We start from the raw sequence: 11,587 nt of genomic DNA on the forward strand, positions 1-11,587 counted from the left end.
GTTCGTGCCGAGCGGGAGGGACGAGAACGAACCAATCGTGCCGAACGTACTGATCATGCCGAGAGATACCTCCGTATCTGTTCGTCGTCGGCGGTGACGCCCTCCGTCGAACCCGACTCGACGACCGTACCGTGATCGAGCAGGTAGAAGCGATCGGCGAGGTCCATCGCCAGCGGGAAGTTCTGCTCGACCAGCACCATCGTGGTGTCCGCGGAGACGTCGCGCAGGGCCTCGACGACCTGGTCGACGATCAGCGGGGCTAACCCCTCACTCGGCTCGTCGACCAGGAGGAGATCGTTTCCGCCGACGATGCCCCTGGCGATGGCCAGCATCTGCTGTTGCCCGCCGCTCAGGTTCCGGGCTTCCTTCTCGCGGAAGCGCTCGAGGTCCGGGAACAGGTCGAACATCTCGTCTCGCAGCACGTCGAAGTCGCCCTCCGGGCCGACAGCGACCCGCAGGTTCTCCTCGACGCTGAGGTAGCCGAACATCCGTCGCTCCTCGGGTACCCAGCCGATGCCGCGGGAGGCGACCTCGTGCGTCGGGAGGTCGGTGACGTCCTCGCCCGCGTAGCGAACCGTTCCCTCTCGCGGCGGCGTCAACTGGAGGATCGTCCGCAGAGTCGTCGTCTTCCCGACGCCGTTGCGGCCGATCAGAGCGACGACCTCGCCCTCTTCGACGTGGAGGTCCACGCCCTGGAGGATGTGGCTCTCGCCGTAGTACGTGTGGACGCCTTCGAGCTCGAGCAGGCTCACGACGCCACCCCCGTCGACGACCCGGTCCCGTCGTCGGTTCGGGAGGATCCGGCGTCGCTACCACTGTCACTGCCGCCGTCACCGTCGCCGTCGCCGTCGTAGCCCCCCAGATACGCCCGCTGGACGGCCTCGCTCTCGCGAACCGTCTCGGGCTCGCCGTCGGCGATCAACTCGCCGCGGTTGAGCACTGCGATGCGATCGCTGATCCCCATGACGACGTCCATGTTGTGCTCGATTAGCATGACCGCGTGATCGGCGGCGACGTCCTCGATAATCGCCGTGACCTGGTCGACATCTTCGCTCGAGACGCCCGCGGTCGGTTCGTCGAGCAACAGCACGTCCGGGTCGCCGGCCAGTGCGATGCCAATCTCGAGGTTGCGCTTCTCGCCGTGGCTCAGGTTCTGGGCGGTCCGGTCGGCTTCCGCAGCGAGGCCAACCCGCTCGAGGATGGCCTCGGCTTCGGCGTAGTGGTCGTCGAAGGCGCCGACGTTGCGCCAGAACCGCCAGGAGTCGTTGCCGCGGTGGGCCTGGACGGCCACGCGGACGTTCTCGAGGACCGAAACGGTCGGGAAGACGTTCGTGATCTGGTAGGACCGGTGCAGGCCGAGTAGCGCCGTCTCGTGGGGCGGGGCGTCGGTGATGTCGACCCACTGTCTGGACTCGTCACTGGTTGTTGCGGTCGACCCGGTGTCGATTGCAGTCGATTCAGCGGCGGCGGCGCGACGAGCGCCGTCGCTACCGCTCGGGGCGAACTCGACCGTCCCCTGCGTCGGCTCGAGCACGCCCGTCAGCAGGTTGAAAAACGTCGTCTTCCCGGCCCCGTTCGGACCGATCACCGAGCAGAGTTCGCCGGCCTCGAGGCTGAAGTCAACGCCGTCGACGGCGGTGATGCCGCCGAACTCCTTCGTCAAATTGGTCGTCCGGAGCACCATGACGATCAGTTCAGCGAACAGCTAGCCTCGTCGGCCGGGATCATGACCTCGTCGGCCGGGATGGTCTCGACCGGCTCGCCCGGCATCACGGCGGCGTCCCAGTACTCGGAGACGTCGTCGCTGGTCGGGACCGGCCAGGCGACAGTCATCGCCGAGGCGGCCTGGTTGTTGTGCTCCTGGAAGGTGTACGCGCCCTCGCCCTTCGGCGTGTCCGTCACCGTCATGCCGCGCATCGCGTCGGCGATGTCGCCGCTGTCGACCGATCCGGTCTCGTCGATAGCCTGGACGAGCGCCGAGCCGCTGACGAAGGTGCCCGCGCTGAACAGGTCGGGCATGAGGCCGTACGCCTCGGTGTGCATATCGATGAAAGCGTCGTTGATCTCGTTGTCGTACTGGTTCCAGTGGTAGCGGGTCGTGAACGGTCCGAGCCCGGACGCCTGGATGTCCTCGGCCGTGAAGTCCTCGCCGAGGGTCGCCTCGACGGCTTGACCCGTGATCTGGGTCGTTACGAGCTCCGCAAACCCGCCGAAGGCCTGGATCTCGTCGTACGCCATCGCCGTTGGGAGAAACTCTGGCAGCGTGATAAAGGTGAACCCGCCGACGACGCCGTCTGCGCCCTGGTCGAGGGCTTCGTCGAACAGTCCCTCGAACTCGCTGTACCCCGGCTCGACGAACCGCGGCTCGAGTACCTCGACGCCCTCGCTCTCGAGCACTTCGGTGTAGTTGTTCGCGACGCCTTCGCCGAAGGCACCCTCTGCGGCGAAGATGGCGACCGTCGAGACGTCACCCTGTTGGGCGACGTATCGACCGCCCGCGCGGGCGTCCATCCCCGTGTGTTCGCTCGCCCGGAAGAGCAACTCGTGACAGTGCTCGCTCGAGGCGGTGATGTCCGCGTCCGCGGACGGTCCCGCGATGTACGGAATCCCGGCCTCGTCGAGGATGTTCGCCGAGAGCCGGCGCGCGGAGTCGGAACTCGAGGCGCCAAAGAGGAGGTCGACCTCCTCGTCTAGCACGAGGCTTTCGGCGGCCTCCTGTGCCGTGTCCGGGACGAATCCGGTGTCCTCGACGATGAACTCGAAGGTTGGGCCGTCGTCGGGGTCGAGGGTGTGAGTTCCCGTCGTCATTTCGGTGACGGGGTCGATGTCGTACTTGTAGGCGATGCCCGAGTAGAAGCCCATGAGGCTGATCTGGCCGTAGTACTCGAGGTCGCCGGAGACAGGTTGTAAGGCGCCGATGCGGATCGTCTCGTCGGAGACCTGCTGGCTGCCGTTCCCGTCGCCGTTGCCATTGCCGTTCCCGTCGCTATCGCCGTTTCCACCATTACCGCCGTTGCCACCGTTCCCGCCGTTGCCGTTTCCGTTCTCGTCCGCGATACACCCTGCCAGTCCGGCCGATCCGAGCGCGGCGAGCGCACCCGTTCGCCGGAGCACGTCCCGCCGGTTGGTACCTCGTGCCATACTAGCTCACTAGATGGATTCCCCCTCCTAAGCAGGGACGGTTGATATACGAACCTCGAGGCGTCGACGGTCGTCTCGAACGTGTGTATTCGCTATAGAATGTGTACTAAAACAATATAATAGATATAGTGGTATCGGCTGTTTACCCGTGGCCAGCACCCCCACGTCACACAGCTTTTCGAGGTTGACGGCCTCGGAGTGGTCCGCAAAGTCGAAAGTGCCGAACGGTTGGCCGCCTCGAGCGGCGGCGCGTCTCGCCAATTCGGTCTCCAGGCCTCGGTCCCAATCCCTGGCGACTCGAGCACGTTCGGAACTCGAGGCAGGCCCTCGGAGGCAGTTCAGCCGAAAACAGGTACCGGCTCGTCGACCTCGAGCACGTCCGAGAACACGACGGTGTCGCCGATCTCGGCGTCACAGTCGCCCTCGAGACGGGCGGTCACGCGGGCGGTGCCCTCGGTGCCGAGGTCGATTACCGCGACGCGGTAGCTGCCCTCGAAGGCTGCCGGGGCGACGGCGATGGTCGTTACGGTATACACCGTTCCCTCCGTCGGCAGTTCGACCGTCTCGATCTCGCGGGAGCCACACTCGTTGCAGGCGGCCTTCGGCGCCGCCGTCTCGTTGCCGCAGGCGCCACAGCGCTGGCCCAGGAGCCGACCGTCGCGGAGCGCCTCGGTCCACTCGGCGTGGGTCAGGGGGTTGGGGAGTGCGTCGCTCATGCGTCCACCTCCAGGATGGAGACAATCGTGGTTCCGGCGTCGCCACCCAGGTTGTGTGCGAGCCCGCGACGGGCGCCCTCGACCTGGCGCTCGCCGGCCTCCCCGCGGAGGTGTTCGGTGAGTTCGACCAGCTGTGCGACCCCGGTGGCGCCGATGGGGTGGCCTTTCGCTTTGAGGCCGCCGCTCGGGTTGACTGGGATGCGACCGCCGAGCGCGGTTTCCCCGTCCGCGGCGGCCGGGCCGCCCTCGCCGTCCTCGAAGAAGCCGAGCGCCTCGATGGCCAGCACCTCCGCGCCGGTAAAGCAGTCGTGGAGTTCGACCACGTCGACGTCGTCGGGGCCGACGCCGGCCTGTTCGTAGGCCTGGCTCGCGGCATCTCGAGCCGACTGCGTCGCCGTGAAGTCGGCTTTGTCCGCGAGCGGAATCGTGTCCGTGGCGTGGCCGACACCGGAGACGGCGACGGACTCGCTCGAGAGGTCGGCCGCTGCCTCCTCGTTGGCGACGACGACCGCCGCTGCGCCGTCGGAGAACGGACAGCAGTCGAACAGGTGGAACGGCGAGGCGACGATCGGGCTCTCGAGGACCTCCTCAACCGTCGTCTCCGAGCCGAACTGCGCGCGCGGGTTGTAGGTTCCATGGTGGTGGTTCTTGACCGCGACGGCGGCGAGGTCCTCCTCGGTTGTCCCGTACTCGTGCATGTGCCGCGTCGTCAGCAGGCCGAAGACGCCGGGGAAGGAGAGTCCGGTCGGCTGTTCGTACTGGCGGTGAGAGGCGGAGGCGAAGACGGACGTCATTTCGGGCGTGTCGAGGCCCGTCGTCGGGGTGCAGCGTTCGACGCCGCCGACGAGGACGACGTCGTGCTGGCCGGCCTCGACCGCGCGGACGGCGTGTTTGAACGCGTTCGAGGAGGTCGCACAGGCGTCCTCGTAGCGCTGGCAGGGGATGCCCGCCAGGCCGATGTGACTCGCCAGCGTCGGCGCGAGGTGGGTGTCCCGCTCGGTTTGCCCGCCCATGGCGTTCCCGAGGTAGAACGACTCGATGGCGGGCGCGTCGACACCCGCGTCGTCCATCGCGTCGAACGCCGCGCTCGAGAAGAGTTCCGGAAGCGGCCGGTCGTGGACGCCGAAGTTGGTCATGCCAACCCCGACGATACGTGCCTGGTGCATACGCGAACGGAAGTGGTCCGTGTTCAAAAACAATGTGGAATTCCCGTCTCGTCGTCGGATCCGCGAGCGCCGCTACTCGAGGTCCTCGAGGGCGTCGACGACCCGTCGGAGGACCTTTCGCTCCGCGCGGCGGACGTTCTTCGAGACGGCCGTGTCGGAGACGTCGAACTCGTTGGCGAGCATCTGCAGAGTCGCTCCCCGGGGCTGGTCGAAGTAGCCCTTCTCTGCCGCGACCGTGAGCGTCTGGCGCTCGACGTCCGAGAGCGACCGACAGCCCTCGATCAGGTTACTCGCCGCGTCGGCGTTGTCGAGCACGTCGAAGAGGTCGGGCAGGTCGAGGGCGTCCTCGGTGAGGACGTCGAACTCGTTGTTGCGCTCGAGGTCGGCGAGGGCGTCGTCGGCCGTCCGGGACTCGTCGAAGCCGACCTCCCAGCGCTCGCTACCGTCCTCGATGTGGAACGGGCCGGTGATGTAGCCGCCGTTGTCTCGGATGACGCGCATCGCGTTCGTCTCGTCGATGACGGTTCGCAGGAGCGCCGTCCCCTCGTGTTTCTTGAAGAGCGTGCACTCGTACATGTTGTCGTGGGCCTGCAGCGTCGACAGGCCGGACTCGAGCGTCGACCGGTCCTCACCTTCGACCATCATCCGCGTCTCGAGTTCGCGTCGCTGGCCGTCGAACTCCCACTGAACGGCGGTGAACGACACGTCGTGATCGTCGGTCGTGTCGATGAACGGGCAGTCGTACTGCTCCATGTCCAGGGTGAGGTCGATCATTGACACGTATTGTTAGTTGAACGCCATAACCTTACCCGTCGATTTCGGGACGGAGAGCGGGTGAACAAAGCGCGAGTCACGGTTCGACCTCCGCTCCGTCGTCGGTCTCGTTGCGATTCTCGTCGCCTCTCGTTCCCTCGCTTCGATCCCCGGCGCCCTCGGCGCCCTCGTTCCGCCTCCCCTCGTCCTCGTCGCCCCCGAATCGATCCTCGAGCGCCGTCCGATCGATCTTCGACGGGCCGCTCATCGGCATCTCGTCGACGAACGCGAGGTACTTGGGAATCTTGAACCGCGCGAGTTTCCCCGAGAGGAACACCTCGAGGTCCTCCAGCGCCAGCGCGTCCCCGGGGGTGGCCGCGTTTGTCCGAGCTTCGTCGGTCAGTTCGACAACGGCCTTCCCGACCGTCCCCCACTGATCGTCGGGGACGCCGACGACGATCGCTTCCGCTACCGCGTCGTGATCGGCGATTACGTCCTCGACCTCGGGCGGGTAGACGTTCTCGCCCCCGCTGATGAACATGTTCTTCTTCCGGCCCTCGATGTGGTAGAATCCATCTTCGTCGACTCGGGCGAGGTCGCCGGTGGATACCCACCGGTCCCGGTCGGCCTCGTTCCCGAACGTCTCCCTGGTCGCCTCGGGGTTGCGCCAGTAGCCCGCCGACCCGTGCGGACCGCGCAACTCGAGTTCGCTGATCTCTCCGGTCTCGACCTCGCGTCCGTTTTCGTCGACGATCCGGGCGTCGGCGTGGAGGACCGGTTTGCCCACGCTCGCGACCTTCCCGGGGTCGTACTCGTCGGGCATCGCGAAGTTATTCGGGCCGATTTCGGTGAGGCCGTATCCCTGAGACATGTCGACGCCGCGGTCGCGCCATGCCTGCACGATGGCGTCTCTGCAGGGGCCACCGCCGCTCTTGACGAACCGCAGGCTCGAGAGGTCAGTCTGCCCCCAGTCGTCGTGGGTCGCCATCGACCGCAACACGGCGGGGACGGCCACGAGAACCGTCGCCTCGTGGGTTTCGACCTGCTCGAGGACGCGCCGGGGATCGACCTCGCGGTCGATGACCAGCGTGCCGCCCATGTGCATCAGCGGCAGAGTGATGACGTTCCAGCCACCAGTGTGGAAGTTCGGGAACACCATCGGCGTCACGTCGTCTGGCCGGAGCCCCCACGCAGTGATCGTGTTCGTGGAGTTCCAGTACAGCGAGCCGTGCGTGACCGTCGTCTCCTTCGGCGTCCCCGTCGATCCGCCGGTGTGGAGCAGGAGGTGCGGATCCGAGAGGGCTCGGTCGCGGCTCTCAACGGGGCCGTCGTCCGTCGGTAGCCTGTCGCGATAGACGTCCCACCCGCCGGCCGGTTCGTCGGTCTCGATCTCGAGCACCGCTGGATCCACGCTCGAGCGAGCCATCGCGTGCTCGAGGCGCTCGACGAACGGCGACTCGATGACGAGCAGGTTCGGGTCGACGAGTTCCAGCAGTTCGGCCAGTTCCGGCGGTGCGAGTCGGTAGGACAGCGGTGCGAGTACGCCACCGGTTTTGCCAGTCCCGAAGAACAGGTCGAAGACCTCGAGGCGATTTCGAGAGACGAGGGCGACCCGGGATCCCTCGCACACGTCGTAATCCTCGAGCAGCCGAGCCGTGCGATTCGCCCGCGATTCGAGGTCCGCGTACGTTGCTCGCGTGTCGTCGGTAGCGTCGACGATCGCCGTCCGGTCGGGCGAGAGCGACGCCCGCCTGGCGGTCCAGTCGCCGACCCAGCCGTAGTCGTCGTCGCTCCAGTTCACTCGCGATCACCGGCTTCGAGTGCGGTTTCTCCTTCAAGCTTGCCTCCCGTTTTGAGACTTGTCCTGATCGGGTTCGCCTCGAGGAAGTCGACCACCCGGTCGTTCACCCAGTCGGACCGCTCAACGAAGAAGAGGTGATGACCGCCGTCACAGACCTCGAGTCGGGCCTGCGGGATCAGGTTCTCGAGCAGACGGCCGTTCTCGACGGGGACGACCCGGTCGTCACTCCCGTGGAGGATCACTACTGGGACCTCGAGCGCCGACACCTCGTCCGCCGCGTCGAACTCGGCCACGCCCGCCGCCTGGGCCTTCCTGGCCGCGTCGCTCGCGTCGCTCTCGAGGCGCCAGTCGATAATGTCCTCGACTACGTTGGGATTTTCCTCGAAGAACGTCTCCGAAACTGCGGGGGCCATTCGATGACGAATCCGCTCGCGCTCGTCGACATCGTCGGGAACGGCGAACATCGCCGCCTGCGTCTCCTCGGGCACCGGAACTGCCTCCGGGCCGCCGGGGGTGGTACAGAGCAAAGAGAGGGTTACCGCGCGGTCGTACTCGAGGGCGTAGCGCTGGGCGATCATCCCGCCCATGCTCGCCCCGACCAGGTGGGCGCGGTCGACGCCCGCGTCCGCGAGCACGGCCTCAAGGTCGTCCGCCATCTCTTCGATCGTGTACGGTCCCTCGGGGGCGTCGGAGTCGCCCGTTCCCCGGTTATCCCACAGGATCGTCCGATACTCGTCGGCCAGTGCGTCGCGCTGCCAGCGCCACATCCACCGGCCGTAGCCGAGTCCCTCGACGAAGACGACGGGTTCCCCGTCCGGGTCGCCGCCAACCTCGTAGGCGAGTTCCACGTCGCCGTTGGTCGCTCGAGTCATGCTAGCCTAGTTTCCCTCCGCGCTCAAGTACACCGACGTTCGAGTATCAACCCGCGACTACACGCGGGTCGCGACGAAAGAACAGGTATGTCGACTGCCAGTCCCGGTGACCGAAGCGAGGTCAGCCAGCGAATCACGACCGACCACATCGAGCGCTTCGCCGATCTCACCGGCGACGAGAACCCGCTTCACCTCGACCCCGAGTACGCCGCAGAGGGCCTCTTCGACGGCCCCGTCGCCCACGGCATGCTCGTGGCGGGTCTCATTTCGAGTGCCCTCGCCTCCCTCCCTGGCGAAGTCGTCTACCTCTCCCAGGACCTCTCGTTCGAGGCGCCAGTCTATCCCGGCCAGACCGTCACCGCGACGGCCGAAGTGCTCGAGGACCTGGGCGACGATCGCTACCGCGTCGAGACGATCGCCCGCGTCGAGGACGACGTGGTCGTCTCGGGCGAAGCCACGGTACTCTCACTCGCTCACGAGGGGTGACTGGCGTTCATAGCCCGTTCGCGGTTTGATAGGGAGACGCTTTGAGGACTACACGAGCACGCGCTCGAGCGAGACCACGGTTCCCGAGTCGGCCCCGTGATCGCCGACGAGCCGACCTAGACAGACTGCCGCACCATTGGGTGTATAACAGGCCACGAGCGGGGCACCACCGCCTCGGTTCGCGGCATCTGCGGCGCCGTCGTCGACCTCGAGTACTCCGGGCGCGTACACCGGCGCCCCGGTGGCGACCGACTCGGCGGCACTGGGGGCAATGGTGACTCGAGGGACGTCCGCGAGAATACGCTCGGCCGGTTCGACCACGTCCAGGAGCGGGTCGGGATCGTCGTCCTCGAGCCAGAACGCGAGCGCGTCGAGGAAGTCCCGGGCCGAGTGAAGCGTTCGGTCGTCGAACGGCGTCGTCGCCGTCCGACGAAGGTGGCCCATGTGCCCGCCCGTCCCTAGCGCGAGACCGAGGTCGTGACAGAGTTTGCGGACGTAGGTGCCGCTCTCACAACGGATTCGCAGGAGGACCTGCCGGTCGCTCGTTTCGAGCACCTCGAGATCGTAAATCTCGCGCACGCGAACCCGCCGCGAGACGGCGCTCTTTCGCGGCGGCTTTTGGTAGATCGGCCCCTCGAACTCTTCGACGACGGACTCGGCGTCGTGGGGGACCGGGGCGTGACACTCGAGGACGGCCACGTACTCCTTGTGGCCCTCGAGGAACACCGGCGCCAGCCGGGTCGCGTGGCCGAGCATGATCGGCAGACAGCCCGTGACCTTCGGGTCGAGCGTGCCAGCGTGGGATGCCCGATCGATTGGCTCTGCGTCGGCCGCTTCGAGGGTCTCGGCGACGGCGTCGCGCAGCCAGCCGCTGACCTGGTGGGAGGACGGCCCCGGCGGCTTGTCGAGATTGACGACGCCGAACTGAAGGAGCGCCGCTGGCGACCGTTCCTCGGGGGGACCGCGACGGATCATCAGAACTCGTAGTCGACGTCGACGGGCGTTTTCCCCTCGTCGGCGGCCGGATCGTACGCCTCGACGGCCGTCACGAGCGTGTCGGCGACGGCCTCGGGGCTCCAGCGCGCGGTGCTTATCGAGAGGTCGTAGATGCTCAGGTCGCCGAACTCGATCCCGTAGTACTTGCGGTATCGTCCAACCTCGCTGGCTTCCCGTGCGCGCGTCTCTTCCGTCGCCCGTTCCGGGGATTTGTCCTCGCGGTCGGCGATCCGCTCTCCCCTGATCGCCAGCGGCGCGTCGAGCCAGAACTTGAGGTCGGCCTGTTCGGCTGCCAGCCAGCCGGCTAGTCGCGACTCGAGGACGACGTCGTCGCGCTCGACGGCGATCTCGCGCAGTCGTCGGTCGAGGTCGCGGTCGATTTCGTCGTTCTCCTCGGCGAGTTTGTTGAACTCGAGGGGGGTGTAGCCGCGTTCGTCCGCGAGTTGACGGAAGATATCGCCACCGCTGACGTGCTCGAGGCCGAACTCTTCGGCCAGTAACGCCGCATTCGTCGTCTTTCCTCCGCCCGGCGGTCCGGAGACGGTCAGCAACATACTCGAAGTGCGCGGGGCCACCTCAAAGGGGTTTTGAATCGCTCGAGGCGGGCCGAGGCAAACCGGGAGCCTGTGACCGGTGTCGAACCGTGAAAACCGACTCGCTCAACTCGTGTCGGGGGACATGTCGATGTTGAGCGCCTTGCGCAACAGCTGGACGAAACCCATCGAGCACAGGAAGTACCAGACGATCCACGCGCGCATGGGGCCGATGACGCCCTCCTGCCACTCGACTTCGCCGACCATCGGCATGACCACGGTTTGCTCGATGGTCTGGGGGCCGGTGCCGTGGATCCGGTAGTACATCCACAGGAACAGCGGAATCGTAAAGAGCATGATCCAGACCATCGGTCGGAACTGCTCTTTGAACATCCCGAGGTTGTCGGCCATCGCTTCCATCTGCTCTTCTTGTACCTGCTGGAGCTCGTTGTCGAGTTTCTCGATCTCGGCTTCGCTCGCGCCCCGCTTCTCGGCTTCTTTCTTGCGATCCTGGACCTCGGAGCGCTTGTCCTGCATGGCCTTCATGCGCTCTTGGTACTTCCCCATCCGCTCCATGTTCATCAGGTTCGCCTGCAGGAGCGTCGAGTACAGACCCGTCATGATCGCGATGGCGAGGATCACGGTGTAAAAGGGCATGCTCGTCGCCAGGGGCCCGAGGGCGACGTCGAGTACGCTGCCGACGGTGTCCCTGACGGAGGTGATCCAGTAGCCGAACATGAACAACAGCGCGGTCACCCCCGCAATCTTGTCCCACTGCGACCACTTCGATTCTTCGGCGTCGATCTCGGGCAGGTCCTCGGAGAGGCCGCCGTCCTCGCCGTCGCCGTCGAGGGCGTCGTCGAACGCCGACCGATCGGCGATCTCGAACCCGTCCTGGCCGTCGACGAGGATCCCCTTCTCGATGAGTCGGCCCCACTGGCCACTCGACAGGTCGTCGCGGACGTCCGCCCACTCGACCTCGCCGCCGTTCTCGTCGGCCTTCCGGCGGATCGCCTCGAGGGCCTCCTCGAACGACGAGTCCTCGCGGACGAGGGCGCCTATTTTCTCCGCTGTGCGCGTCATCTGTTTTGGGCTAGGTCACCTTCGGTATACAAGTGTTTAT

At 66.3% G+C, this 11,587-nt stretch carries 12 protein-coding genes; 1 reads left to right on the forward strand and 11 read right to left on the reverse strand.

Features of this window, described 5'->3' with window-relative positions; translation table 11 throughout:
* Window positions 1-53: 53 nt before the first annotated feature.
* From ACFQS4_RS08795 to ACFQS4_RS08830, 8 genes are all read right to left on the reverse strand, one after another.
* Window positions 54-752 (reverse strand): ABC transporter ATP-binding protein, encoded by a 699-nt coding sequence (locus tag ACFQS4_RS08795; protein ID WP_497901145.1) that lies wholly within the window; start codon window positions 750-752, stop codon window positions 54-56.
* Complete coding sequence (locus ACFQS4_RS08800) at window positions 749-1,684, reverse strand: ABC transporter ATP-binding protein (protein WP_497901146.1); 936 nt, start codon at window positions 1,682-1,684, stop codon at window positions 749-751. The genes ACFQS4_RS08795 and ACFQS4_RS08800 overlap by 4 nt, the downstream gene beginning before the upstream one ends.
* A 5-nt stretch (window positions 1,685-1,689) precedes the next feature.
* Window positions 1,690-3,141 (reverse strand): ABC transporter substrate-binding protein, encoded by a 1,452-nt coding sequence (locus tag ACFQS4_RS08805; RefSeq protein ID WP_497901147.1) that lies wholly within the window; start codon window positions 3,139-3,141, stop codon window positions 1,690-1,692.
* Between the two features lie 338 nt (window positions 3,142-3,479).
* Window positions 3,480-3,857 carry a Zn-ribbon domain-containing OB-fold protein gene (locus ACFQS4_RS08810; RefSeq protein ID WP_497901148.1) on the reverse strand — a complete coding sequence of 126 codons (378 nt, stop codon included), beginning with the start codon at window positions 3,855-3,857 and terminating at the stop codon, window positions 3,480-3,482.
* Entirely contained in the window at window positions 3,854-5,023 is a 1,170-nt protein-coding gene (locus ACFQS4_RS08815; protein ID WP_497901149.1) for a thiolase domain-containing protein, read from the reverse strand. The genes ACFQS4_RS08810 and ACFQS4_RS08815 overlap by 4 nt, the downstream gene beginning before the upstream one ends.
* A 72-nt stretch (window positions 5,024-5,095) precedes the next feature.
* Window positions 5,096-5,797: a helix-turn-helix domain-containing protein gene (locus ACFQS4_RS08820; protein WP_497901150.1), complete on the reverse strand. Its 702-nt coding sequence runs from the start codon at window positions 5,795-5,797 to the stop codon at window positions 5,096-5,098.
* 76 nt (window positions 5,798-5,873) lie between these two features.
* Complete coding sequence (locus ACFQS4_RS08825) at window positions 5,874-7,577, reverse strand: AMP-binding protein (protein WP_497901151.1); 1,704 nt, start codon at window positions 7,575-7,577, stop codon at window positions 5,874-5,876.
* Window positions 7,574-8,449, reverse strand: coding sequence for an alpha/beta fold hydrolase (locus tag ACFQS4_RS08830; protein WP_497901152.1), 876 nt, complete (start codon window positions 8,447-8,449; stop codon window positions 7,574-7,576). Before ACFQS4_RS08830 ends, ACFQS4_RS08825 begins: the two co-directional genes overlap by 4 nt.
* Before the next feature lie 87 nt (window positions 8,450-8,536).
* Here ACFQS4_RS08830 and ACFQS4_RS08835 point away from each other — a divergent pair, with 87 nt between their 5' ends.
* A complete protein-coding gene (locus tag ACFQS4_RS08835; protein WP_497901153.1) occupies window positions 8,537-8,935 on the forward strand; it encodes a MaoC family dehydratase in 399 nt (132 codons plus the stop codon).
* A 48-nt stretch (window positions 8,936-8,983) separates the two neighbouring features.
* Here the strand turns inward: ACFQS4_RS08835 and ACFQS4_RS08840 are convergent, their stop codons facing one another.
* The 3 genes from ACFQS4_RS08840 to ACFQS4_RS08850 all read right to left on the reverse strand — a co-directional run bounded on the left by ACFQS4_RS08840 (window position 8,984) and on the right by ACFQS4_RS08850 (window position 11,547).
* Window positions 8,984-9,910 (reverse strand): RNA-guided pseudouridylation complex pseudouridine synthase subunit Cbf5, encoded by a 927-nt coding sequence (locus tag ACFQS4_RS08840; protein ID WP_497901154.1) that lies wholly within the window; start codon window positions 9,908-9,910, stop codon window positions 8,984-8,986.
* On the reverse strand, window positions 9,910-10,485 hold the full coding sequence (gene cmk, locus ACFQS4_RS08845) for a (d)CMP kinase (protein WP_497901155.1): 576 nt from the start codon (window positions 10,483-10,485) through the stop codon (window positions 9,910-9,912). The genes ACFQS4_RS08840 and cmk overlap by 1 nt, the downstream gene beginning before the upstream one ends.
* A 105-nt stretch (window positions 10,486-10,590) precedes the next feature.
* A complete protein-coding gene (locus tag ACFQS4_RS08850) occupies window positions 10,591-11,547 on the reverse strand; it encodes a DUF106 domain-containing protein (RefSeq protein WP_497901156.1) in 957 nt (318 codons plus the stop codon).
* Window positions 11,548-11,587 lie beyond the last annotated feature (40 nt).

The organism is Saliphagus sp. GCM10025317, from assembly GCF_042663665.1.
Taxonomy (GTDB): Archaea; Halobacteriota; Halobacteria; order Halobacteriales; family Natrialbaceae; genus Natronosalvus.